The following is a 24,184-nucleotide window of genomic DNA, read 5'->3' on the forward strand; positions in this document are numbered from 1 at the left end:
CGGCGGGAAACGCTCGGGCTTTCGATGGGGGACTGCCGGGTCCGCCGGCGGCGGGACGGGCCTTACGGGGCGCGCGGTACCGGGCTGTAGACCCGCGCCGCGCTGTGGTGCGGCAGGTGGATCAGGTTGAGGCGGTGGCGGCGCGCCCAGTCCACGGTCAGCGCGGTGGGCGCCGACAGCCCGACCAGGGTGCCGATGCCGGCGCGCACCGCCTTGTGCAGCAACTCGACGCTGCAGCGGCTGGTGACCACGGCGAAGCCGCGGCCGGGCTCCAGGCGTTCGTGCGCGAGGGCGCCGATCAGCTTGTCGAGGGCGTTGTGGCGGCCGATGTCCTCGCGGCACAGGCGGATCCCGCCGTCCCCGTCGACGAACAGCGCGGCATGCAGGGCGCCGCTCTGGCGGGCCAGGCGCTGCTCGGCGGCGATGCGCTCGCGCAGATCCTCAAGGTGTTCGGCCGGCGGCAGCGGCACCGGCTCGAGCGCCGCCAGCTGCGGCAGCGCCTGTTCCAGCGCCTCCACCCCGCAAATGCCGCAGCCGCTGCTGCCGGCCAGCTGGCGGCGCTGCCGCTTGAGCTGCCAGAAGGCGCGGCTGGCGATCTCCACTTCGGCCCGCCAGGCCTCGGCGCCTTCGACGAGCCGCAGGTCGTAGACTTCATCGGCACTATCGATGATGCCGGCGGTCAGCGTGAAACCCCGGACGAAGTCCTCCAGCCCCTCCGGCGTGACCATCATCACCGCATGGTTGAGGCCGTTGTAGCTGATCGCCAGCGCGCACTCCGCCGCCAGAGGCACCTCGGAAACCTGTGCCGGAAGGCCGATCTCGGCATAGTGGTAGACACCCGTGACGGCCGGGGGAGGCTCCTGGGCAGGGGGACTGGCGTGATGCGGCATGGCGGCGCGCTCGGCGATGAATTGACACAAGTCAAGTTTATTCTCGGCCCCGCGGGCCCGACCAATCGCTATTGCCGATTCATTGATCGACAGCATCTATCAACCCGACCGCCACATGCGGCATCCTGCCGCGCAGGCCGCGCCGCTCCGCTGTTCCCTCCCCCGGCGCTAGCGACCGCCGCCTCCGAGCCGCCGCACGCGCCTTAGCCTTTGGTCTAGCCCTGCTCGCGCCGTTAAATGCATAAAACTCATATAAACATAGAATTATTATTCACTTAATGAATTAAAAGCGGAGCGCTAGCATCCCTCCCCAGCATGGACACTCACTGAGAGGGAACACCGATGTCGCAACACTCGGGCGGCCTGTCGCGCCGCCGCTTTCTCGCCGGCTGCGCCGGTGCCCTGGCCCTGGCGCCCCTCCTCGGCCACGGCCTGCGCGCCGAGGCGGCCGCACCGGGCCGGCTGCGCGTCGCCCAGTACAAGGGCGGCGACAAGCTGCTGCTGGAGGCCGCCGGCCTCGCCGACACGCCCTACCCCATCGACTGGGCGGAATTCGCCTCGGGCAACCTGATGGTCGAGGCGATGAACGGCGGCTCGCTCGACCTCGCCTACGGCAGCGAGATCCCGCCGCTGTTCGGCTTCATCAAGGGCGCGCGCATCCGCGTGGTCGGAGTGATCAAGGGCGACGTCAACGAGCAGACGGTGCTGGTGCCCAAGGACTCGCCGATCCGGTCGATCGCCGACCTCAAGGGCAAGCGCGTCGGCTACGTGCGCGCCACCACCACCCAGTACTACCTGACCAAGATGCTCGCCGAGGTCGGCCTGAGCTTCGCCGACATCGAGGCGATCAACCTCACGGTGCCCGACGGCGCCGCCGCCTTTCGTACCGGCCAGCTCGACGCCTGGGCGATCTACGGCTACTCGGTGCCGCTGGCGCAGAGCAACGCCGGCGCCCGGGTGCTGAAGCGCGCCAACGGCTACCTGTCGGGCAACTATCTGTTCTTCGCCTCCCCCGAGGCCATCGCCGATGCGCCGCGCCACGCGGCGATCGCCGACTTCTTCGTGCGCCTGCAGAAGGCCTTCGCCTGGCGCCAGGCCAACCCCGAACGCTACGCCGCGGCGCTCGCCGCGGAAATCGGCGTGCCGCTCGAGGCGGTGCTCGCTCTGCTGCGCAACGAAAGCCAGGTGCGCCGCCTGGTACCGGTGGACGACGCGGCGATCCGCAGCCAGCAGGACGTGGCCGACACCTTCCTCAAGGCCGGGGTGATCGAGCGGCCGGTGGACGTGCGGCCGCTGTGGGATGGAAGCTTTGCGGCCGCGCTAGCGGGTTGAGCCGGCGCCCGGCCCCGCCGTGCGCCGGTGGCGGGGTCAGGCCTGGGGGATCGACAGGCAGCCGAGCAGGGTGCGCAGCACCGGCACCGGCTCGCCGTAGCGCTCGGCGATGGCGATCGGCGCGGCGAGCAGGGCCTCGGTCTCCAGGCGGCGCCCGGCGAGGCGGTCCTGGAGCATCGAGGTGCGCGTGCCCCCGACCAGCTCGGCGCGCCGCACGCGGGCCTCGGGGGTCATGCTCAGGGGGTGGCCGTCGCGCTCGGCGAGGCGGACGATTTCCGCCATGCCGGCGAGCAGCACCTCGCGGGTGCGCGGGGTGCTGGCCAATTCGCCGACCGTCGCCCCGGTGATCGCGCTCAGCGGGTTGAGGGTGGCGTTGTTCATCAGCTTGGTCCACACCTCGCGGCGGATCTGCGCCGAGCTTTCCGCCGGAATCCCGGCCGCCTGCCAGGCCGCCACCAGGGCCTCCAGCGGCGCATCCGGGGCTCCGTTCACCCGCGCGCAGATGTAGCGGTCGCTGCCGGTGCGGCGTACCCGGATGCGGCCGGGCGCGGTGCGCTCCACCGCATGCTGGACGACCACCGCCACGCTGCGCGCCAGCGGCGGCGCGCCGGCGATCTCGCCGTCGCGGTGCGACCACCACCAGGGGATGCCGTTCTGCAGGAAGAGGTATTCGGTGGCACCGTCGCCGAGCGCCGCCAGGCGGGGCAGCAGCTCGCCCAGATCGTGCGACTTCACCGCGACGATGACCTGGGCGAAAGGTCCGCGCAGTTCGTCGAGCGGCACATAGCGCACCGCGGGTGCCTGCCAGGCCTCGTCGCCCTCGGCCGCGACCCCGGCCTCCTGGGCGCGTGCGCCGCTGCGCTGCGCCACCGTCACCGCCCACCCCGCCAGGCTCAGGCGGCCGGCGAGGTAGAGGCCAAGACTGCCGCCGCCGATGACGGCGATGGGTTGTCCAGTCGACATAGATGTTCTCCTTGGGAATGAACCGGCCGGCGAAGGCCGGGAAGGTTCGTCTGCCGGCCGCGAACCCCCTGGGGAGAGAGCCGCCGCCAGGCTCAGAAGGGGGCGAAGGCTTCGACCGGAATGCGCAGGGGAATCTGCTCGCGCAACCGCGGCAACAGCGTGCGGCCGAACTCCAGGGCGTCGCCGAGGGGATCGAAACCGCGCACCAGAAAGCTCTCGACGCCCAGCCGGTGGTAGGCGGCGAAGGCTTCGCCAACCTGCTCCGGGGTTCCCACCAGGGTCGCGGAGTCGCCGTCCAGGCCGCTCCACAGGCAGTCGTCGAACACCTGGCCGCGCGAGGCGAAGGCCAGGAGCCGCTCGGCACGCGTCCAGGCCTCGGCCTCGCTGGCGCCGAGGATCACCCGCAGCGAGAGGCCGAAGCGCACCGCGCCAGCGCGCCCCGCACGCGCGGCCGCGGCACGCACCGTACCGATCCGCACGGCGACGCTGGCGAGCGGCTCGCCGGCCATCAGGTAGCAGTCGGCATGCCGGGCGGCCAGCCGCGCCGCGGCCGGCGAGGCGCCGCCGCAATGGATCGGCAGACGTCCCTGCAGGGGCCGCAGCGGGGCGAGGTGGCCCTTCACCCGGTAGTGGCGGCCGTCGAAATCGAAGGGCCTGGCACTGCTCCAGGCACGCGCGAGGACCTCCAGATACTCGTCGCTGCGCGCATGCCACTCGCCGCGCTCGAGAAAATCGCCGTCGCGCTGCGGCTCGCCGTCGTCGACCAGGCGCAGCGCCAGGCGGCCGTCGCAGAAGTGATCGAGGGTGGCGAACTGGCGCGCCGCCTCGGTCGGTGCGAGCAGTCCCGGCCGGTGCGCCACCAGCAGGCCGAGCCGGCGGGTCTGCTGGGCGACGTGGGCGGCCACCTGCAGGCCGTCCGGGGCCGCGCCGTGCCAGCCGATCAGCGCCCGGTCGAAGCCGCCATGCTCCAGGGCGCGGGCGCAGGCGCCGAGATAGGCCTTGTCCAGCGGCACGGCGCCGGGCGGCAGGGGTTCGCGGGTCTCCCACGCGGGGAGGACGCCGATGAATTCGACGCGGCTGGCGCTGAACATGCTGCGGCTCCGGAGGCTGGATGGTCGGTCGGGGTTCCGGAAGGGAGCCTACCGAGCCGGCTCTTTAATATCCAAAACCCATTATTCATATGGTTATAAAGATCCGTGAGTTCTAAGATCCCGCTCAGGCCCTTTTGGCCAGCGCGACCCGGCGCGGTATTTTTCTACGCTGAGTGGAGGCCGGCGCCCGCAGGCATCGCCGTCGCGGCCGCCGGCATGGCGTCCCTCAGTCCCTCCACCGATAGGCACGCGCCCCATGAGCCCCATTTACGAGCCCCACCACACGCCCCCCATCCCCGTCGGCCGGTTCGTTCTGCGCATGGTTGCGCACATGTGCGTGGCGCTGGTGGTGATCGCGATCTCGCTGCTGCTCGGCATGCTCGGTTACCGGCACTACGAGCAGATGTCGTGGACCGATGCGTTCGTGAACTCGGCGATGCTGCTCGGCGGCATGGGGCCGGTCAAGACCGCCGACCTGAGCGAGCCGGGGAAGCTCTTCGCGGGACTGTATGCGCTGTATGCCGGACTGGTCTTCATCGCGGTGATGAGCATCATGCTGGCGCCGGTGGTGCACCGGGTGCTTCACCGCTTCCACTGGGAGGAGGAAGAGCCGCGCTGACCCGGCGGCCGGCCCCCTCGCTGGCTTTATAGTAGGCGGCGGCGCGCCCCTCAGCGCGGCGGGCGGAAGAACGCCTTCGCCTCGCGGAAGCAGGCCTCCGCCAGCGGCGAGCGCGGGGCGGCACGGCGGATGATCAGGCCCAGCGGGGCGAGGGTGCGGGCGTCCTCGATGGGGATCAGCCGCAGGTGCTCGGACTCCCCCTCGAAACCGCCCTCCAGCGGGACGATGCCGCAACACAGGCCGGCGCCGACCGCGCGCACCAGCAGGTAGACGGCGTCGGTCTCCAGGCGCAGGTTGGGAGTCAGGCCGTGGCGGCGAAAGCCGTGGTCGATCGACTGGCGAAAGTGCATGCCGGTCGACAAGAGCCCCAGCGGCAGCTCGGCCAGCGCCGCCCAGCCCAGCACCGGCGCGGCGAAGCCGAAGCGCCGCGGGTCGTGCAGCAGGCCCATGTGGACCTCGGTCAGCGGATAGGCGTCGAACAGCACGCGGTCGAGGCGTTCGAGGTAGGAAATCCCCAGGTCGAGCTGGTTGCGCCCGAGCTGTTCGAAGATCTGCTCGCTGCTCAGTACCGAAACCATGAAGCGCAGGCTCGGGTGCAGCTCGGCGAACAGCCCGACCAGGTTCATCGGGTCGAAGCCGGCCAACGGCACCACGCCCAGGCGCAGGGTGCCGACCAGCTGGCCGCGGCAGGCGGCGGCCTCGGCGTGCAGCCCCTCCTCCGCCGCCAGCAGGGTGCGCGCCCAGGCCAGCACGCGCAGGCCGGCTTCGGTGAACCCCTCGAAGCGGTGGCTGCGGCGGATCAGCTCCAGTCCCAGCTCCTCCTCGAGGTCGCGGATGCGCATCGACAGGGTCGGCTGGGTCACGTGGCAGCGCACGGCGGCCTGGCCGAAGTGCCGGGTCCGTTCGAGGGCGACGAGGAATTTGAGCTGCTTGATGTCCACGCGGCGGCCTGTGCCAGAGAAACTAAGCGCCAGCTTGCCGGCAATCGTCCCGGGAGAAAAGCACGGAGGGCCGGGGGCTTGCACGATTCCTGCAGGGATTCCTGCCCGAAAGCCGCCAGCCGCGGGCCGATTATCCATTCCCGCCGCCTTGGGAAATAATGGATGACAGGCCCCTCCCCATCCGTCGAGCGCATCGCCATGCAACTGCCGTCCTTCCTCCGCCGCCCGCGCTGGCGCAACCTGGCGCTGCTCGCCCTCGCGCTGGCGCCGCTGCTCTGGCCGCTGCACCAGCTCGCCGAGCGCTATTACCTGAGCGAACTCTTGCAGCAGAACCGCCAGACCCTCGACCTCTACGTCGCCAACCTGCTCGGCACCCTGCGCCGCTACGAGGTGCTGCCGCAGATCCTCGGCGACCTGCCGGCGCTGCACAACGTCCTGCGCCAGCCCCAGCAGGCCGAGGCGGTGGCCGAGGCCAACCGGCTGCTGCAGAAGATCCGCGAGCGCACCGGCGCCGACTCCCTGTACCTGATGGATGCCAGCGGCCTCGCCCTGGCCGCCTCCAACTGGGACCAGCCGGACAGCTTCATCGGTCGCAACTTCGCCTTCCGGCCCTACTTCAGCGAGGCCATGGCCGGCCGCCAGGGGCAGTTCTTCGGCCTCGGCACCACCTCCGGCAAACGCGGCTACTACTTCGCCGCGGCGGTCCGCGACGGCGGAGAGAACCTCGGCGTGCTGGTCATCAAGGTCGACCTGGACCACACCGAGCAGCTCTGGGGCAACACCCCGGAGCGCCTCCTGACCACCGACCGGCACGGCGTGGTGATCCTCACCTCCCAGTCCGACTGGCGCTTTCGCGCCACCCGGCCGCTGGACGCCAACGAACTCGCCGAGATCGCCGCCAAACTGCCCTACCCCACCCGCAACCCGCAGCCCCTGCAACTGAATCCCAAGGACTGGCTGATCCAGCAGCACCGCATCGAGGAAACCGGCTGGACGGTGCAGATCCTCGCCCCGCGCAGCCTGCTCGAGCGCCCGGTGCGCGCCGTGCTGATCAGCGGCGGCGCGGTGCTGCTGGTGCTGATGCTGCTGCTCGGCCTGCTGCTGCAGCGCCGTCGCCACTACCTGGAACGCATCGCCCTGGACAGCCGCACCCGCCAGGAGCTGGAGCGCCGCGTGCAGGAGCGCACCCAGGACCTCGAAGACCTCAACCAGCGCCTCAAACAGGAGGTGCTGGAGCGCGAGCAGGCCCAGCAGGAGCTGGTCCACGCCCAGGACGACCTGGTCCAGGCCGGCAAGCTCTCGGCCCTCGGCACCATGTCGGCGAGCATCAGCCACGAACTCAGCCAGCCGCTGGCGGCGATTCGCAGCTACGCCGACAACGCCGGCGTGCTGCTCGACCACCAGCGCTACCCCGAGGCCCGCGACAACCTGCAGCTGATCAGCCAGCTGACCAAGCGCATGGCCTCGATCATCGCCCACCTCAAGGCCTTCGCCCGCCGCGACCGCCAGGCCCCGGAAAGCGTCGCCCTGCAACCGGCGCTGGAGGACGCCCTGGCCCTGCTCGCCAACCGCCGGCGCAGCCTGGAGGTAGAACTGATCCGCGACCTGCCGGACGCCACTCTCTGGGTGCAGGCCGGCGAGACGCGCCTGCGCCAGGTACTCGGCAACCTGCTGGCCAACGCCCTCGACTCGCTGGCCGACCGGGCGCCGCCGCGCCGCCTGTGGCTGAGCGCACAGACCCTGGACGACCGGCGGATCGCCCTGACCCTGCGCGACAACGGCCCGGGCTTTTCCGCCGAGGCCCTGGAGCGCGCCCGCGAACCCTTCTACACCACCAAGACCACCGCCCGCGGCCTGGGCCTGGGCCTCGCCATCTGCGACAGCCTGGTCAACGCCCTGGGCGGCGAGCTGCTGCTCGCCAACCAGCCGGGCGGCGGCGCGCTGGTCACCCTCAACCTGCTGCCGGCCACCAGCGCCGTCAGCGCCCAGACCGTGGAGGACTACCCATGACCGTCGATGCCGCCCCCCAGGTGCTGCTGGTCGACGACGATCCGCACCTGCGCCAGGCGCTCAGCCAGACCCTCGACCTCGCCGGCCTCAAGGTCTGCGCCCTGGCCGACGCCCGCGGCCTGGCCGAGCGCCTCGACCGCGACTGGCCGGGGGTGGTGGTCAGCGATATCCGCATGCCCGGCATCGACGGCCTCGAACTGCTCAAGCAGCTCAAGGCGCTGGATGCCGAGCTGCCGGTGCTGCTGATCACCGGCCACGGCGACGTGCCGCTGGCGGTGCAGGCGATGCGCGCCGGCGCCTACGACTTCCTGGAAAAGCCCTTCGCCAGCGAGGACCTGCTCGACAGCGTGCGCCGCGCCCTCGACCTGCGCCGCCTGGTGCTGGACAACCGCAGCCTGCGCCTGGCGCTGGCCGACCGCCAAGCACTGGCCACCCGCCTGCTCGGCCAGTCGCCGGCCATCGCCCGCCTGCGCGAGCAGATCGGCGCCCTGGCGGCGACCAGCGCCGACGTGCTGATCCTCGGCGAGACCGGCAGCGGCAAGGAGGTGGTGGCGCGCGCCCTGCACGACCTGTCGAGCCGCCGCGACGGCCCCTTCGTGGCGATCAACGCCGGCGCCCTCGCCGAGTCGGTGGTCGAGAGCGAGCTGTTCGGCCACGAGGCCGGTGCCTTCACCGGCGCGCAGAAGCGCCGCATCGGCAAGTTCGAGTTCGCCAACGGCGGCACCCTGTTCCTCGACGAGATCGAGAGCATGAGCCTCGACGTGCAGGTCAAGCTGCTGCGCCTGTTGCAGGAGCGGGCGGTCGAGCGGGTCGGCTCGAACCAGCTGATCCCGCTGGACATCCGGGTCGTCGCGGCGACCAAGGAGGACCTGCGCCAGGCCGCCGACCAGGGCCGCTTCCGCGCCGACCTCTACTACCGGCTGAACGTCGCGCCGTTGCGCATCCCGCCGCTGCGCGAGCGCGGCGAGGACGTCCTGCTGCTGTTCCAGCACTACGCCGACGCCGCCGCCGCCCGCCACGGCCTGGCGCCGCGCGGCCTGCAGCCGGAGCAGCGCGCCCAGCTGATGCTGCACCCCTGGCCGGGCAACGTGCGCGAGCTGCAAAACGCCGCCGAGCGCTTCGCCCTCGGCCTGGAACTGGGCCTCGGGCCGTCGCCGGGCGAAGCCGCGGCGACGGTGGAACAGCCGCTCGCCGGCGGCCGGCTCACCGAGCAGGTGGAAGCCTTCGAGCGCGCGCTGATCGCCGCCGAACTGGGCCGCCCCCACGGTTCCCTGCGCAGCCTCGCCGAGGCCCTCGGCGTGCCGCGCAAGACCCTCCACGACAAGCTGCGCAAGCACGGGCTGAGTTTCGCCGACGGCGCAAATCCGCCGGACGATGCCGCCTGAACGGCGGCTTTCCGCCATGCTCCGTGCCGCAAGACCCGGCCAGAACGGGGCGGCGCCGTCGGCCGGCGCGCCCCGGAAACACGGGACGCCGCCGGCGCGCCCGAACACCCTGCCGGTCGACAGCCGAACGGCATGTTTAACATTTGCCCAACACCGAGCCGTCCCCCCACAATGCAGGGCCTTTTTCCTGCTTTGAGGTGAGCAACATGCGTAAGACGCTTTCCATCCTGACCCTCGGTCTCTTCTGCGCCCACGGCGCCATGGCCGCCGACGGCACCACCCAGAGCGCCGTCGGCGGCGGTGTCGGCGGTGCCCTGGGCAACGTCCTCGGCCAGAGCATGGGCGGCAGCGCCGGTGCGGCGGCGGTCGGTGCCGGCCTCGGCGGCGCGGCCGGCGGTGCCGTCGCCGCCAAGGACGGTAAAAAGACCAAGGCGGCCATCGGCGGCGGCCTCGGCGCCGCGGGCGGCTCGCTGCTCGGCAACACGCTCGGCGGCAGCGCCGGCGCGGCCATCGGCGCCGGCCTGGGCGGCGCGGCCGGCGGTGCCATCGCCAACGACATGGGCAACGGCAAGAAGCACAAGCACAAGCACCACGACGACTGATCGCCGCAGACGCACCACGGGGGCCCGCGCACCGCGGGCCTTCCGGCGGCGGCCCCTACGCGCCGGCCGGCTGCCGCTAGACGTAGAAGATTCCCTCCAGGGTCCGGCGCATCACCGCGGCGTCGACATCGATGCCCGTCCAGTACTTGATGCCGATGACCCCCTGATTGACCAGCATGCCCAGCCCGTCGAGCACCCGGCAGCCGCGCGTCTCGGCGCTGCGGATCAGATGGGTTCGCGGCGGATTGTGGATGCCGTCGGCGATCACCATGTCGGGATGCAGCGACTCCACGTCCAGGTCGAGGCGCTGGTCGACGTTCGGATAGAGGCCGATGGAGGTGGCGTTGATCACGATGTCGGTATCGCGCGGTACCGCCACGGTGCCGTTCCACAGGCGCAGCTCGGCGCAGGTCGGGGTCTTCGCGTTCAGCAGGTCGACCAGCGTCCGGCCGCTGTCGCGGCTGCGGTTGACCACGGTGATGCTGCCCGCGCCGGCCAGCGCGAGTTCCACGCTCACCGCCCGCGCCGCGCCGCCCGCACCGAAGATCATGACCGACTTGCCGCGCGGATCGACGACCTCGCGCAGCGCCTGGACAAACCCCTTGCCGTCGGTGTTCTCGCCGATGAACGCCTCGCCGCGCCGGACGATGGTGTTGACCGCGCCGATGATCTCGGCCGACTGGCCGAGCCCGTCGAGGTGTTCGATGACCGCGACCTTGTGGGGAATCGAGCAGTTGAAGCCGGCCCAGCCCATGGCTTTCGCGCCCCGCACGGCATCGCCGAGAAACGGCGGCGCCACCTCGCAGTTGATATAGCGCCAGTCGAGCCCATGGTGGCGATAGGCGGCCTCGACCATCGCCACGGTCGGGTTCTCGGCGGCCGGCATCGCGAACGATCCGGTCAGCGTGCTCAGGAAGTTTGGCTCCATCATGATGCGTCCCCACAACAGTCGGTGATTCATGGATTGTGTTGGCAAACCGGCGGTGTCGCGGCCCGGCGGGCGATCCGGCCCGACCTCAAGCGCTCCGCACTAATTCACGATGAATGAATTATTAATCGAAGGCAAGCCTTCGACGCGCATGCGCCAGGGCGTGCGAACAGCGCGGGAAGGGGGTCGGAACAGGCTACCGGGGGGGCGGGACGCTTCGCGCGTCAGCCGGCCCCGGCGGACGCGAAGGCCTGCAGATCGAGCAGGAAGCGGGCCGACAGCGGCAGGCTCGCCGCGCCGAGCGAGCGGGCATGGGCACCGATGGTGCCCGCCTCGATCAGCGGCAGGCTGATGCCGTTGGCCGGAATGTCCACCAGATAGGCCCGGACCTTTTCCACCAGCAAGGCCCTGACCCGGGCAGGCATCCAGCCATCGACGAGACAGGCCTCGAAGTCGTAGACCGTCGCTGCCGCGGCGGACGCGGCGGCGATCGCCCGCGCCGCGGCGTCGGCCCAGGCCTCGACCAGCGCCGGCGGAAAATGCCACTCCGACGGCGTGTCCCACAGACGGTCGGACGCCTCGCCCGCGGCGCCGAGCATCCGCTCGAGCACCGACAGCGAGGCGATGTCGAGCAGGGTGGCCTGGCCGCCCCGCCCGTCCGGCACCTGCAGGGAGCCGATCGCCCCGGCATTGCCGGTTCGCCCGGGCACCAGACTGCCGTTCAGGACGATCCCGCCGCCGATGAAATAGCCGACATAGAAATACAGGAAATCCCGCGGCTTGCGCCCGTGCCCGAAGAGCAGCTCGGCGCCGCAGGCGGCCGTGGCGTCGTTCTGCACGTAGACCGGCAAGCCGGTCGCCGCGCCGATCTCGGCCCCGATATTGCGCTCGCGCCAGCCGATCAGCGCCTCCGCCGGAACGCCCAGGGTGCGCCACCACTCCCAGATCTGGAACGGCATGGCGATCCCCAGGCCGGCGATCCGGGCACGCTCTTCGGCGCCGATCTGGCTGAGCATGTCGGTGACCGCCGAGTCCGCGAAACGCACCACCGCATCGGGGGTCGGGTAGCGATGGCGTTCGGTCATCCGGGTGCGGATGCCGCCGAGAAAATCCACCAGCACCAGGTCGAGGCTGCGATGCCCGACCTTCAGGCCGAGGCTGAACGCCCCGTCCCGCGCCAGCCCGAGCGGCACCGACGGCTGGCCGATCCGGCCGCGCAGCGGCTGGCCGCGACAGATCAGCCCGTCGTCCTCCAGCGCGCGCATGATCACGGAAACCGTCTGCGCCGAAAGCCCGGTCATCCGGGTGAGTTCGGCCTTGCTCATCTCGCCCTGGCGGCGCAGCAGCGACAGCACCAGGCGTTCGTTGTGCGCCCGCACGCCGCGCAGGTTCGAGCCGCGCAGACCGCCCGGGCCGTCCTGCCCGACGCCTTCGGGAACGATCGTCATGCCGTTCAATCTGCGCCTTTCCTCCAACGTCGGGGGAGGCTTCGAATCAGCCTCGCCGTTTCCCGACCGGTTCCTCGACCGCTCGAACCGGCAGTCATCCCATGATCGCTCAAGACGCGTCCTCCCCATCGATTCGCGCAATGCATCGCGGGGCCGCATCCCCGACAAAACGGCGGTATTTCAGCAGATCGGGAAACCTTTTTCAGGCACTTTCGGACGGAAGCCCGTGGACCGCCGATCCGCCATCCTCACCAAACCTGAAAAAATCATTGACATGAATCGTTTCAGCAAGCATTTTTCCTCGCAATCCGACCACAAAGCGTCAGCTCCTTCTCGTTCGAGGAAGGGTCGGAAAACGGCACTTCAACAAAATAATTCACAAGAATTGAATTTCTGGAGACGCGGACATGCCGAGAGAATTCGTACACCGGGACAAGCTCCTGCCCTTCATCCTGCTGGTCTGCTGCTTCGCCGCCTGGGGCGTGGTCGGGACCATGACCGACCCGCTCGTACAGGTCTTCAGCACCGTCTTCAGCATGAGCACCCTGCAGGCCTCCCTGGTCCAGTTCGCCTACTACGGGGCCTATTTCCTGCTGGCCCTGCCGGCCGCCTTCATCAACCAGCGCTACTCCTACAAGACCGGCGTACTGGTCGGCCTGGGGCTGGCCATCGTCGGGGCGCTGCTCTTCTATCCCGCCAGCCTGGCGATGACCTACGGCCTCTTCCTGCTCGCGCTGTTCACCCTGGCCGGCGGACTGGCGATCCTGGAAACCTCGGCGAATCCCTTCGTCATCTCGATGGGACCCGAAGGCAACGCGACCCGCCGGCTGAACCTCGCGCAGGCCTTCAACCCGGTGGGCACCAACATCGGCGTCCTGCTGGCGGCCACCCTGATCCTGCCGAACCTGCATTCCGCCGGCTCCGCCGAGCGGGCCGCGATGAGCCAGGTGGACCTGCTCGCCATCCGTTCGGCGGAACTGCAGGCGGTGATGCTGCCCTACGTCGGCTTCGCCTTCGTCCTGCTGGCGATCTGGATCGGCATCGCCCTGACCCGCATGCCGGCCACGGAGAAAGCCCAGGCGAAGGAAGCGGAGTCGATCAACGGCGGGTTCGCCGCCACCTTCGAGCGGCTGATGCGCAACACGCATTACCGCTGGGGGGTCGTGGCGCTGTTCTTCTACATCGCGGCCCAGACCTGCACCTGGACCTTCACCATCCAGTACGCGCAGCAGGCCACCGGCGCCGACCACACCCAGGCCGGCTACTACCTGCAATACAGCATGATCGTCTTCCTCGTCGCGCGCTTCGTGGCGACCTGGGCGATGGGCTATATCCGTCCCTCGGTGCTGCTGGTGCTGCTCGGCCTGGCGGCCACCGGCCTGTGCTTCTATGCCGCCCTCAACCCCGGCCTTTCCGGCGTCTGGGCGCTGGTGGCGGTCTCCGCCTGCCTCTCGCTGATGTTCCCGACGATCTACGGCATTGCCCTGATGGGCCTGGGCGAGGATGCGAAGTTCGCCGCGGGCGGACTGGTCATGACGCTCTTGGGCGGCGCCCTGATGCCGATGGTCCAGGGCGCGGCGATCGACGCCTTCGGCGCGGCAGTCTCCTTTGTGGTGCCGGGCGTCTGCTTCGTGGCGGTCGTGGGATACGGTCTGTTCCACCTGAGCACCTCGAAGGCCGGCCTGTTCGATCTGCGCTCCACCGCCCGCGAGGTGGCCGAACTCGCCTGACGGCACGGCAACTTCCCGGCCGCACCGGAGCGGCCGGAATCGGACGGGCCGAGGGGGCAACCCCTCGGCCCGTCCGACTTTCCCCCGCCCCCCATTCGCAACGTGCCCTAGCGTACAGACCGCCTCCGACTTTGCGTACAGCATGAATGAACGCAGAGCCGAAACCTTGGCTTGGTTTGACGCTGCGCTCGATTGACCCCGCGGTTATTGCCAGGAGCTGAACATGAACTATGAAGAACGCGACACCTATGGCATGTACAAGGTCACCGCCGGCACTGCGACCGAGTCAAACTTGAGTTCGGGACCCGGACCCCGGTTGATGGGTGCAGACACTCTCATTGGAAATGACGTCTACAACCAGAAGGACGAAGATCTGGGTGACATCAAGGAGATCATGCTGGACGTGCACAGCGGTCGGGTGGCCTATGCCGTGCTGTCCTTCGGTGGCTTTCTCGGTATGGGCGAGAAGCTGTTTGCCGTGCCATGGAATGCATTGACGCTCGATACGGTGAATAAACGCTTCGTGCTGAGCGTCGACAAGGAGCGTCTCGCCGATGCGCCTGGATTCGACAAGGACAAGTGGCCTGATATGCAGGACCCGACCTGGAGTAATGAAATCCATGATTACTACGGCACGACGCCGAGTTCGAGCGCACCGTGATTCGCGTGCGACCCCACGCGGGGTTCGCCGCCGCCCGCGGCCAGGATCGCAAAGGCGGCCGAAAGCCGGCCCTGAACGAGCGGCAGGTGCGCGATCCCCAGACCTCGGTCGGCGATGTCGCGACTAAACGCTATGGCGTGTCGAGGATGACGCCGTATCGGGTCGAATCGTCGGTGTCGATGCTCGGGGAGTGCGGGCCAGTTGCATCGAGAGGCGTGGCAGGCCCGTAGCTATGGGGATCATGCCTGCAGCGGGAGCCTCTTCGCTGGTCGCTTCATGCGACGTAGAGCAGCATTGTCACGAAGGAATATTCCTTATGGCCAACTTGCCTGTCGATTACCCCGCAGCCTTACAGCAGTCCACCTCGGCCTCCGGCGTTTCCTGGGGCGCCATACTGGCTGGCGCAGCGGGGGCAGCCGCACTGTCACTGATCCTGACGTTGCTGGGCGCGGGCCTCGGATTTTCGGTCGCGTCGCCATGGGCAGGCCGGGGCATGAGTGCTGAAGGAATAAGCGTCTCGACCATTATCTGGCTCGCGCTTACTCAGATTCTTGCTTCTGGGTTGGGCGGCTACATCGCCGGTCGTCTACGGGTGAGATGGGCGAACATGCACGGCGACGAGGTGTATTTTCGCGATACGGCGCATGGCTTCCTTGCCTGGGCAGTGGCCACACTGGTGACGGCCGCCCTGCTGGTCAGCACGGTGAGCCACATTGTGAGTAGCGGCGTACAAGCCGGCGCCACTGTTGCGTCGGGCGCCGCCACTGCGGCGACCCAGGCGGCCGGTAGCATCGCGCGTGACACTAGCAGCCAGGATTATGGCTATTTCGTCGATAGCCTGTTCCGCGGCGATCGCCCTGTCAGCGATGACGCCGCCGCTCATACCGTGGTGGTGCGCATTTTTGCCAAAAGCTTGAGCAGCGGCGGGCAAATGACCGGCCAGGACCGCGCCTATCTGGCACAACTGATTTCCCAACGCACCGGCCTCAGCCAGGCAGAAGCCGAGCAACGGGTCGACCAGGTCTATGCACAAACCCGCCAAGCGGTGGAGGACGCCAAAGTCGCCGCGAAAAAAGCCGTCGACACCGCGACTACCATTGCCGCCTGGACCTCGCTCTGGATGTTCGTTGCGCTGCTATGCGGCGCCTTCTTCGCCAGCTTCGCCGCAACCTTCGGCGGGCGCCAACGGGATGCCGTGGTTTACCACGATGACCTGACGCGTCCCTCTGAAACGACCTATGTCGCTTCCACCACTCCACCCATTCGTAATTAGGAGAACAACGATGCGTTCGATACTGCTGTGGCTCCTCGGTGTTCCGATCCCGCTCATCATCCTGATCGCGTTGTTTTCGCACTGAACACCTAGTGTCTGAACACACCTAAATATGCGGATAAAGGCTGCGTAGCTTGCCCCTTGCATCCCGGGTGGTGAACTGCCAGTTGATCTTGGTATCGAGCCGGATGATTCTGTAATGCTCCATGCCAACATTATGTATGACGCAGATTTATCTGTGTCATGGCACTCGTGCAACGTTAGCTGCCGTAAGCGGGTTATCGAGGATAACCTTGCTATTCTTCTGCAAGAACAAGCTTTGCGGCAGCAATTCTTAGATGGTGTGCGAAGGGAAGCACACCGCCAGGCCCTCCGGGAACTAACAGGAGAAGGACATGGACAACAAGACCCCACGTCAGCACATTTCCGAATGCTTACAAACTGCAAGGGAGGCCAAGGCAGCAGGGCAGCCCGGGCACCGCCAGCTCCAAGTCCACAGCGCGCTGTTCTGGAGAACGGCGAAACGGATACAGTAGCCGCAAGGGGGCACTGTGGGCGCCCTGCCAGGTAGAGACAGGGCAATCGCGCTACACCCCTTTTGCGTTGGACGAGGATTGCCGGTAGCGGATAAGACTTTTCCGAGCCTCATCATGCTGCCCAATCCCCAGCCCTACTTCGCCAAGCTCGTCGACCCGCGGCGCGAAACCCGCAACAAGCGGCACGCCCTGCACGCCACTTCCGACGACGACGGTGACTTGAGCTGGGAATGGATACATAGCGAGTTGCGCTCAACGTGCCAGTAGATCACGACGCCGCGCCCGCCGTAGCGGACAAGTCACTGGGTGGTGAGGTTCTGGTCCCATGCGCCGAAGTGCTTGGAATCGGAGGCGCAGGCGGTCGTGCCGCTGCCCCAGATCGTCGGGTTGCGGGCACGCAGCGTGCCATCGGCGACGATATGGCCCTCTCCCCCCCGCTCTGCCGCCCCCTCCGCGCCTTCCGCGCCCCGTGCCGATCACGGAGCCCCTCGCCTGCCGCCGAACCGCCCCGCCGGCAAATGGCGCCTAGACTTTCCCTGATCGCTCCGCCAAAGCCCAGCTCCTGGCGCCGCCCATAACCACAACAAGCGAAAAGGAAGCTCCCATGCTCAGGTTGACTGCCAAGGCACTCGTCTGCGCCCTCTCCATCGGCCTCGCCGGCCTGGCCCGGGCCGCCGATCCCGTGGTCATCAAGTTCTCCCACGTGGTCGCCGAACACACCCCCAAGGGCCAGGGCGCGCTGCTGTTCAAGAAGCTCGCCGAGGAGCGCCTGCCCGGCAAGGTGCGGGTCGAGGTCTACCCCAACTCCTCGCTGTTCGGCGACGGCAAGGAAATGGAGGCGCTGCTGCTCGGCGACGTGCAGATCATCGCCCCCTCGCTGGCCAAGTTCGAGCAGTACGCCAAGCCGATCCAGATCTTCGACCTGCCGTTCCTGTTCGACGACATGGCCGCGGTCGACCGCTTCCAGGCCAGCCCGGCCGGCCAGGGCCTGCTGCATTCGATGGAGGACAAGGGCATCACCGGCCTCGGCTACTGGCACAACGGCATGAAGCAGCTGTCGGCGAACAAGCCGCTGTACGAGCCCAAGGACGCCCGCGGCCTGAAGTTCCGCGTGCAGGCTTCGGCGGTGCTCGAGGAGCAGTTCAAGGCGGTGCGCGCCAATCCGCGCAAGATGAGCTTCGCCGAGGTCTACCAGGGCCTGCAGACCGGCGTGGTCAACGGCGCCGAGAACCCCTACTCGAACATCTACAGCCAGAAGATGCACGAGGTGCAGAAGTACATCACCGAGTCCAACCACGGCCTCCTGGACTACATGGTGATCACCAACACCAAGTTCTGGAACGGCCTGCCGGAGGATGTGCGCGGCGAGCTGCGCAAGATCGTGGACGAGGTCAGCACCGAGGTGAACAAGCAGGCCGACGCCCTCAACCAGGGCGACAAGCAGCGCATCCTCGCCGCCGGCACCACCGAGATCATCCAGCTGACCCCCGAGCAGCGCGCCAAGTGGCGCGAGGCCATGCAGCCGGTGTGGAAGAAGTTCGAAGGCGAGATCGGCGCCGACCTGATCAAGGCCGCCCAGGCCGCCAACCAGCCCTGACCTGCCGCGGACAGCCCCGCCGGGCGGGCCGGCCGCAGCGCCGCTGCCCCAGCGCGGGGTTCGCCCCTTCGCCTACCGGAGACACCTGCCATGCATGCCCTGCGTCGGGTCTGGGACCGCTTCGAGGAAGGCTTCATCGCCTTCCTGCTGGCGGCCATGACCCTGGTGACGTTCGTCTACGTCATGCTCAACAACCTCTACGCCTTCTTCTACGCGCTGGGCGACCGCTTCGCCTTCGCCAGCGACTTCTTCTACGCCCTCGGCGACCCGATCCTCGAGTGGGCCCAGGCGATGACCTGGAGCAACGCCCTGACCAAGGCGCTGTTCGCCTGGCTGATCTTCTTCGGCCTGTCCTACGGCGTGCGCACCGCCGGCCACATCGGCGTCGACGCGCTGGTCAAGCTGGCCAGCCGGCCGGTGCAGCGCCTCCTCGGCCTGATCGGCTGCGTCGCCTGCCTGGCCTATGCCGGCCTGCTCGGCGTGGCCAGCTTCGAGTGGGTCAAGACCCTGTTCGACGCCGCCATCGGCGCCGAGGACCTCGGCCACTTCGGCGTCCAGCAATGGCATATCGGCCTGATCGTGCCGCTCGGCTTCGCGCTGGTGTTCGTCCGCTTCGCCGAGATCTTCGTGCGCATCCTGCGCAATGAGCAGACCGGCCTGGGCCTGGCCGACGAGGCCGCCGAGGTGGCCAAGCTGACCGACCACGAGGAACTGCGCAAATGACCATCCTGTTCCTGTTCCTCGCCCTGTTCGTGCTGATGTTCATCGGCGTGCCGATCGCCATCGCCCTGGGCCTGTCCGGCTCGCTGACCATCATGCTGTTCAGCCCGGACTCGGTACGCTCGCTGGCGATCAAGCTGTTCGAGACCTCCGAGCACTACACCCTGCTGGCGATTCCCTTCTTCCTGCTCGCCGGCGCCTTCATGACCACCGGCGGCGTGGCGCGCCGGCTGATCGACTTCGCCAACGCCTGCGTCGGGCACATCCGCGGCGGCCTGGCGATCGGCGCGGTGCTCGCCTGCATGCTGTTCGCCGCGCTGTCCGGCTCCTCGCCGGCCACGGTGGCGGCGGTCGGCTCGATCGCCATCGCCGGCATGGTCCGCTCGGGCTATCCGCAGGCGTTCGGCGCCGGGATCGTCTGCAACGCCGGCACCCTGGGCATCCTGATCCCGCCCTCGGTGGTGATGGTGGTCTACGCCGCCGCCACCGAAAGCTCGGTGGGCAAGCTGTTCATGGCCGGCGTGCTGCCGGGCATCCTGCTCGGCGTGGTGCTGATGGTGGCGATCTATATCGTCGCGGCGAAGAAGCACCTGCCGGCGCTGCCGCGGGCGACCTTCGCCGAGTGGCTTGCCGCCGCGCGCAAGGCGATCTGGGGCCTGCTGCTGATGGTGATCATCCTCGGCGGCATCTACTCGGGGATGTTCACCCCCACCGAGGCGGCGGCGGTGGCGGCGGTCTACGCGGCCTTCGTCGCGCTGTTCGTCTACAAGGACATGCGCCTGCGCGAGGCGCCCAAGGTGCTGCTGGAGTCGGGCAAGCTGTCGATCATGCTGATGTTCATCATCGCCAACGCCATGCTCTTCGCCCATGTGCTGACCACCGAGCAGATCCCGCAGACCATCACCGCCTGGGTGATGGACATGGGCCTGTCGCCCTGGGCCTTCCTGCTGGTGGTGAATCTGGTGCTGCTGGTCGCCGGGGCCTTCATGGAGCCTTCGGCGATCATCCTGATCCTCGCGCCGATCCTCTTTCCCATCGCCGTGCAGCTGGGCATCGACCCGATCCACCTGGGCATCGTCATGGTGGTGAACATGGAGATCGGCCTGATCACCCCGCCGGTGGGGCTGAACCTGTTCGTCACCTCGGCGGTGACCGGGATGAGCGTCGGCCAGGTGATCCACGCCGCGATGCCCTGGCTGCTGCTGCTGCTCGGCTTCCTGCTGGTCATCACCTACGTCCCGGCGATCTCCCTGGCCCTGCCCGAGTGGCTGGGACTGAGCTGAGACGGCGCTCGCTCCCGCACGCACGCATCCCTTTGCCCGGCCTCGCGCCGGGCTTTTTTCGGGCGAGGCGGACAGCCCGTCGCCGCATGCCCCCGCCGCACCTCAGCCGAGGTAATCCCGCGCCTGCAGATACTCGACGATCCCCAGCGCGATCTGCGCAGGCCCTTGGCGGTCCGTGAGGACATGGATTTCCGGACGGTCCGGGGCCTCGTAGGGCGAGTCGAGGCCGGTGAAGTTGTCGATCAGCCCGCGCCGCGCCTTTGCGTACAAGCCTTTCGGATCGCGCCGCTCGCACTCCTCCAGGGCCGTGTCGACGAAGATCTCGATGAACTCCCCGGCAGCGACCAGGCTTCTCGCCATTTCCCGGTCGCGCCGGAACGGGGAAATGAAGGCCGCCACCACGATCGTTCCGGCATCGACGAACAGCCGTGCCACCTCCGCCACCCGGCGAATGTTTTCCTCGCGATCGAGGTCCCTGAAACCAAGGTCTTGGTTCAATCCATGACGGACGTTGTCGCCGTCGAGCAGATAGGTGTGCGCCCCCCGCCGGAACAAGGCCTCCTCCAGGGCGTTGGCGATTGTCGACTTGCCCGCCGCACTCAGGCCGGTGAACCAGAGAATGCAGGGCTTTTGCCGTTTGATGCCGGCACGCTGCCTCTTGTCGACACGCGAAGTCTGCCAGGCCAGGTTTTCCATCATCGACACACGAACCGCCTGAATTATCTCGAATGAACTTATTTGTTACGCCTGCCGTCTGAAAAGTTCACCCGCGTTTACCCAAAGCCGGCCGAAGCCTTACAAAACTTTACAAACACCTGGCGCACACTTGCGCAATATGCCGTCCGGGCGGAGCGGTCATGAAAGCCCGGCGCAGAGCGGGAAGAAAGCTCCCGAAAACCGCATGAACACGGGCCGGGCGCTCTTGTTCGCCGCGCGACGGCGCCCCTTCGCTCCCGTCTCCCGGCAACCCGTCAATCAATCGCGAGGCACCCCATGGATTTCCTGAGAAGATTCTTCTGGCGCAGTATGGACCGGCGACAGCAGGATTATTTATTGGGGCAGTTGCCGGTCGTCGAGCGCGAGGCGTTCAAGAAAACCCTGTTCAAGAAAGTTCTCGAAGTTCCCCAACCGTTCGAACAACACCAGTGCCTCTTCATCCATGTCCCCAAGTGCGCCGGCAAGAGCCTGTGCGCCTCGCTGTTCGGCGACTGGGAACCCGGCCATCTTCCCTTGCGCTGGTATGCGCAACTCTTTCCGGAGTTCTACGCCCGCGCCTTCAAGTTCGCCATCGTGCGCGACCCGCTGGACAGGGCGTATTCGGCATACCGCTATCTGCTCGGCAACCGCCAGCTCCGACAGGATCAGGCGGCCCGCCGAATGCTCGAGCGTTATGGCAGTTTCGATAGCTTCGTCGAAGCCTGGCTCTGCCCGGAAAACCTGCAGCGGCAGATCCATTTCGCCCCCCAGTGGCAATTCCTCGCCGACGATCTCGGCCGACTCGGCGTCGATTTCGTCGGCCGCTACGAAAACCTCGCCGGCGACTTCGCCCGGATCTGCGACAGGCTGAAGATCAAGGTCGACCTGGCCCATATCAACCGGTCGTCCGGCGGCATCGCAGAGACCCGCGGCACCATCGCCCGGGCGACCCGGGAAAGAATCCACGAGGTCTACCGGCGCGACTACCAACTGTTCGGCTATATCCCCCGACTCGATTGACGGAGAAGCGCCGCCCGCGGCGGCAGCCGTCATTCCTTCTCGAAGAGCTGCGCGGCGATCCGGCGCAGCCAGCGGTTGGCGCCGTCCTCGTGGAAGCGCGCATGCCAGTGCTGCCGGACCATCACCGCCGGCAGCGCCACCGGGCATTCCAGGGCCTTGCTCAGGCCGGACCAAGCGAGCGTCTGGCCGATCTGCCACGGCACGATGGCGATCAGGTCGGAGGCGGCGACCAGCGCGTTCAGGCCGAGACAACTCGGCACCCGCAGCACCACGTTGCGCCGCACGTCCTGCCGAGCCAGCGCGTTGTCCAGCTCGGCGATGATCGAACCGGGCTGGACGATGCCGATGTGCGCCTCGCCCTCGAAGTCCGCCAGGCTCAGGCGCTCGCCGATGCGCGGATGCCGGGCGCTCACCAGGCAGATGAAGCCCTGGCTGTACAGGGCCTGCTGGTAGATGCCGGTGTTCAGCTCCGGCGTGTAGCTGATCGCCAGGTCGACCTCGGCCATCTCCAGGCGCTGGGCGATGTCCCGGCCGATCGGGACCGCCTCGACCTGCGCCAGCGGCGCCTCCCGGCGCAGCCGCGCGAGGAGGCGCGGCAGGATGGAGATGTGGCTGGCGTCGGTCATGGCGATGCGGAAGGTGCGGCGCACCGTGGCCGGGTCGAACTGCACGCCCGGCTCGTCGAGGCGACGCAGGCTGTCCAGCGCCTGGCGGACGATGCCGATCAGCGCGTCGGCCTTGGGGGTCGGCAGCATGCCCTGGGCGGTGCGCACGAACAGCACCGGCGCAGCTCCCGCAGCCAGATGCTGACCGTCGGCTGCGCCAGCCCGAGGCGCTCGGCGGCGCGGCTGACGCTGCGGGTGCGGTAGACCTCCTCGAACAGCAGCAGCTGCTTGGTATCGATCGGCAGGCTCGGCTCGATCATGAGCATTATTGCCGTATGCAATGGAGATGATTCCGATCCTTGCATGGACGATAGCCAGCCACAAGCCGTAAGGTTCCCACGCCGCACCGACGACCCTCGCACGCAGCGAGGCAGAGCGCCGCAGACCCGCCAAGGTCGAGATCCCCGACCCGCGCGGCGAGCCGGGTACGGAAGTCGAGCAGATCCTCACGTTCATTCCTGACCCGCACCGGCCCGAGAACAGCATGCACAACGCAGAGCACAACAGCGAACGCCCCCTGCTGGGGATCGGCCAGATCGTCCTGGCCACGGCCCTGTTCGCCGGGCACGACACGCTGTCCAAGCACCTCGGCGGGATCTACCCGGTGGTGATGGTGGTCTGGGCCCGCTACGCGGTGCACAGCCTGCTGATGCTCGGCCTGTTCGCCCCGCGCCACGGCCGGGCACTGCTGCGCAGCCGGCGTCCGGGCCTGCAACTGGCGCGGGCGCTGTGCCTGCTCGGCAGCAGCCTGCTGTTCACCGCCGGGCTGCGCTTCATCCCGCTGGCGGAAGCCACCGCGGTCAACTTCCTCGCCCCGCTGCTGGTCGCCGCGCTCTCCGCGCCGCTGCTCGGCGAACGGGTCACCCCGGCCCAGTGGCTGGCGGTCGGGGTCAGCTTCGTCGGCATCCTGTGCATCGTCCGCCCCGGCAGCGAACTGTTCGACCCGGCGATCCTGCTGACGATGGGGTCGGCCTGCTGCTTCGCCGGCTACCACCTGATCACCCGCAAGCTCAGCGGCATCGACGACGCGCGCACCAGCAACTGCCTCACCGGCCTGCTCAACTGCCTGGCCCTGAGCGCCCTGCTGCCGTTTTTCTGGACCACGCCCCGGCTCGAACACGCACTGCTGGCGCTGGGCATGGGCAGCTTCGCGATGCTCGGCCACCTGCTGCTCACCCATGCCTACCGGCATGCCGCGCCGACCCTGCTGGCGCCGTTCAGCTATGCGCAGATCGTCTTCGCCGGACTGGTCGGCTACCTGCTGTTCGGCAATCTCCCCGACGCCTTCGCCCAGCTCGGCATGGCGCTGATCTGCGCCAGCGGCCTGGCCATGGCCCATCTGCAGCGCCTCGCCCCGCCCGCCCCCCGACTGCGCGAGCGCACCACCTGAAAACCGCCCCCTCGGCGCCGGCGCGTGCGCCTGCACGCGACGACCGGGACGGACGAATCGAACGATCGCGCGGGTGAAACCCACCCGGCGCTGGAGCCGGCCGCCGTGCCGATCGGCCCGGCCACCACCCGCCTCCCGCGGCAGAAGGGCCTGGGCATCCCGCCCCGCCTCGTCCTGGGCGATTGTTTCATTACGGTACACAGACATTGCGCAAACAGTCGATTTATTGCGGACAGTTACCGTAATAACCTGTATCCAGCTTCCGAAAAAAGCCGCGAAACATTCGAACCACAGGGTTCAAGCAAACGCCCCGACATGTTTCGCCGTGCCTTCAGCCTCATCTCGGTTGTTCCGACTGAAGACTTGTAAAGTTTGCACAGTTAGGACATTCAACATGAAACGCT

At 68.2% G+C, this 24,184-nt stretch carries 23 protein-coding genes and 1 pseudogene; 14 read left to right on the forward strand and 10 right to left on the reverse strand.

Going from position 1 to position 24,184, the window contains the following annotated elements:
* Positions 1–62: 62 nt before the first annotated feature.
* A complete protein-coding gene (fdhD, locus tag BMY22_RS10865) occupies positions 63–890 on the reverse strand; it encodes a formate dehydrogenase accessory sulfurtransferase FdhD (RefSeq protein WP_090621923.1) in 828 nt (275 codons plus the stop codon).
* Positions 891–1,232: 342 nt separating this feature from the next.
* On the opposite strand from fdhD, the gene BMY22_RS10870 reads away from it, so the two are divergent.
* Positions 1,233–2,222, forward strand: a complete 990-nt coding sequence (locus BMY22_RS10870; protein ID WP_090621887.1) for an ABC transporter substrate-binding protein — start codon at positions 1,233–1,235, stop codon at positions 2,220–2,222.
* Between the two features lie 36 nt (positions 2,223–2,258).
* On the opposite strand, the gene BMY22_RS10875 is transcribed toward BMY22_RS10870, so the two are convergent.
* Together BMY22_RS10875 and BMY22_RS10880 are read right to left on the reverse strand one after the other, a co-directional pair.
* Positions 2,259–3,185, reverse strand: a complete 927-nt coding sequence (locus BMY22_RS10875) for a ketopantoate reductase family protein (protein ID WP_090621889.1) — start codon at positions 3,183–3,185, stop codon at positions 2,259–2,261.
* 92 nt (positions 3,186–3,277) lie between these two features.
* The gene (locus BMY22_RS10880; protein WP_090621890.1) at positions 3,278–4,276 is read right to left on the reverse strand and encodes an LLM class flavin-dependent oxidoreductase; all 999 of its coding nucleotides are present in this window, start codon (positions 4,274–4,276) and stop codon (positions 3,278–3,280) included.
* Positions 4,277–4,532: 256 nt separating this feature from the next.
* Here BMY22_RS10880 and BMY22_RS24340 point away from each other — a divergent pair, with 256 nt between their 5' ends.
* Entirely contained in the window at positions 4,533–4,895 is a 363-nt protein-coding gene (locus BMY22_RS24340) for a hypothetical protein (RefSeq protein WP_208599263.1), read from the forward strand.
* 50 nt (positions 4,896–4,945) lie between these two features.
* On the opposite strand, the gene BMY22_RS10890 is transcribed toward BMY22_RS24340, so the two are convergent.
* Positions 4,946–5,836, reverse strand: coding sequence for a LysR family transcriptional regulator (locus tag BMY22_RS10890; RefSeq protein WP_090621892.1), 891 nt, complete (start codon positions 5,834–5,836; stop codon positions 4,946–4,948).
* Between the two features lie 198 nt (positions 5,837–6,034).
* On the opposite strand from BMY22_RS10890, the gene BMY22_RS10895 reads away from it, so the two are divergent.
* The 3 genes from BMY22_RS10895 (at position 6,035) to BMY22_RS10905 (ending at position 9,833) form a co-directional block, all read left to right on the forward strand.
* The gene (locus BMY22_RS10895; protein ID WP_090621894.1) at positions 6,035–7,846 is read left to right on the forward strand and encodes a sensor histidine kinase; all 1,812 of its coding nucleotides are present in this window, start codon (positions 6,035–6,037) and stop codon (positions 7,844–7,846) included.
* Entirely contained in the window at positions 7,843–9,231 is a 1,389-nt protein-coding gene (locus tag BMY22_RS10900) for a sigma-54-dependent transcriptional regulator (RefSeq protein ID WP_090621895.1), read from the forward strand. The genes BMY22_RS10895 and BMY22_RS10900 overlap by 4 nt, the downstream gene beginning before the upstream one ends.
* Positions 9,232–9,437: 206 nt before the next feature.
* A complete protein-coding gene (locus tag BMY22_RS10905; protein ID WP_090621897.1) occupies positions 9,438–9,833 on the forward strand; it encodes a bacteriocin in 396 nt (131 codons plus the stop codon).
* Between the two features lie 76 nt (positions 9,834–9,909).
* Here BMY22_RS10905 and aroE read toward each other — a convergent pair whose 3' ends face one another.
* Entirely contained in the window at positions 9,910–10,764 is an 855-nt protein-coding gene (aroE, locus tag BMY22_RS10910; RefSeq protein WP_244158851.1) for a shikimate dehydrogenase, read from the reverse strand.
* A 221-nt stretch (positions 10,765–10,985) separates the two neighbouring features.
* Positions 10,986–12,209, reverse strand: a complete 1,224-nt coding sequence (locus BMY22_RS10915; protein ID WP_090621928.1) for an ROK family transcriptional regulator — start codon at positions 12,207–12,209, stop codon at positions 10,986–10,988.
* Between the two features lie 407 nt (positions 12,210–12,616).
* Between BMY22_RS10915 and fucP the strand changes: the two genes are divergently transcribed.
* The 3 genes from fucP (at position 12,617) to BMY22_RS10930 (ending at position 15,873) form a co-directional block, all read left to right on the forward strand.
* Positions 12,617–13,939 carry an L-fucose:H+ symporter permease gene (fucP, locus tag BMY22_RS10920; RefSeq protein WP_090621898.1) on the forward strand — a complete coding sequence of 441 codons (1,323 nt, stop codon included), beginning with the start codon at positions 12,617–12,619 and terminating at the stop codon, positions 13,937–13,939.
* 223 nt (positions 13,940–14,162) lie between these two features.
* Positions 14,163–14,600, forward strand: coding sequence for a PRC-barrel domain-containing protein (locus tag BMY22_RS10925; protein WP_090621900.1), 438 nt, complete (start codon positions 14,163–14,165; stop codon positions 14,598–14,600).
* 316 nt (positions 14,601–14,916) lie between these two features.
* On the forward strand, positions 14,917–15,873 hold the full coding sequence (locus tag BMY22_RS10930) for a CsbD family protein (protein WP_090621902.1): 957 nt from the start codon (positions 14,917–14,919) through the stop codon (positions 15,871–15,873).
* A 706-nt stretch (positions 15,874–16,579) separates the two neighbouring features.
* On the opposite strand, the pseudogene BMY22_RS24350 reads toward BMY22_RS10930, so the two are convergent.
* Positions 16,580–16,825, reverse strand: a pseudogene (locus BMY22_RS24350) (Tn3 family transposase); the annotation flags it as partial.
* Positions 16,826–17,013: 188 nt separating this feature from the next.
* Here BMY22_RS24350 and dctP point away from each other — a divergent pair.
* From dctP to dctM, 3 genes are all read left to right on the forward strand, one after another.
* Complete coding sequence (gene dctP / locus BMY22_RS10940) at positions 17,014–18,006, forward strand: C4-dicarboxylate TRAP substrate-binding protein DctP (protein ID WP_090621903.1); 993 nt, start codon at positions 17,014–17,016, stop codon at positions 18,004–18,006.
* 90 nt (positions 18,007–18,096) lie between these two features.
* Positions 18,097–18,729, forward strand: coding sequence for a TRAP transporter small permease (locus tag BMY22_RS10945; RefSeq protein WP_090621905.1), 633 nt, complete (start codon positions 18,097–18,099; stop codon positions 18,727–18,729).
* Positions 18,726–20,009 (forward strand): C4-dicarboxylate TRAP transporter large permease protein DctM, encoded by a 1,284-nt coding sequence (gene dctM / locus BMY22_RS10950; protein WP_090621906.1) that lies wholly within the window; start codon positions 18,726–18,728, stop codon positions 20,007–20,009. Before BMY22_RS10945 ends, dctM begins: the two co-directional genes overlap by 4 nt.
* A gap of 102 nt (positions 20,010–20,111) precedes the next feature.
* On the opposite strand, the gene cysC is transcribed toward dctM, so the two are convergent.
* Complete coding sequence (cysC, locus tag BMY22_RS10955; protein ID WP_090621908.1) at positions 20,112–20,708, reverse strand: adenylyl-sulfate kinase; 597 nt, start codon at positions 20,706–20,708, stop codon at positions 20,112–20,114.
* 294 nt (positions 20,709–21,002) lie between these two features.
* Here cysC and BMY22_RS10960 point away from each other — a divergent pair, with 294 nt between their 5' ends.
* Entirely contained in the window at positions 21,003–21,725 is a 723-nt protein-coding gene (locus BMY22_RS10960) for a sulfotransferase family 2 domain-containing protein (RefSeq protein WP_090621910.1), read from the forward strand.
* A gap of 29 nt (positions 21,726–21,754) precedes the next feature.
* Here BMY22_RS10960 and BMY22_RS10965 read toward each other — a convergent pair whose 3' ends face one another.
* Both BMY22_RS10965 and BMY22_RS24870 read right to left on the reverse strand, forming a co-directional pair.
* Positions 21,755–22,507 (reverse strand): LysR substrate-binding domain-containing protein, encoded by a 753-nt coding sequence (locus BMY22_RS10965; protein WP_244158852.1) that lies wholly within the window; start codon positions 22,505–22,507, stop codon positions 21,755–21,757.
* Positions 22,450–22,650: a helix-turn-helix domain-containing protein gene (locus BMY22_RS24870; protein ID WP_244158853.1), complete on the reverse strand. Its 201-nt coding sequence runs from the start codon at positions 22,648–22,650 to the stop codon at positions 22,450–22,452. Before BMY22_RS24870 ends, BMY22_RS10965 begins: the two co-directional genes overlap by 58 nt.
* Positions 22,651–22,874: 224 nt before the next feature.
* Here BMY22_RS24870 and BMY22_RS10970 point away from each other — a divergent pair, with 224 nt between their 5' ends.
* Both BMY22_RS10970 and BMY22_RS23765 read left to right on the forward strand, forming a co-directional pair.
* Positions 22,875–23,780, forward strand: coding sequence for a DMT family transporter (locus tag BMY22_RS10970; RefSeq protein WP_090621911.1), 906 nt, complete (start codon positions 22,875–22,877; stop codon positions 23,778–23,780).
* 24 nt (positions 23,781–23,804) lie between these two features.
* On the forward strand, positions 23,805–24,149 hold the full coding sequence (locus BMY22_RS23765; RefSeq protein ID WP_143068481.1) for a hypothetical protein: 345 nt from the start codon (positions 23,805–23,807) through the stop codon (positions 24,147–24,149).
* Positions 24,150–24,184: the final 35 nt, after the last annotated feature.

It is taken from the genome of Azotobacter beijerinckii (assembly GCF_900110885.1).
In the GTDB taxonomy this organism is placed as follows: Bacteria; Pseudomonadota; Gammaproteobacteria; order Pseudomonadales; family Pseudomonadaceae; genus Azotobacter; species Azotobacter beijerinckii.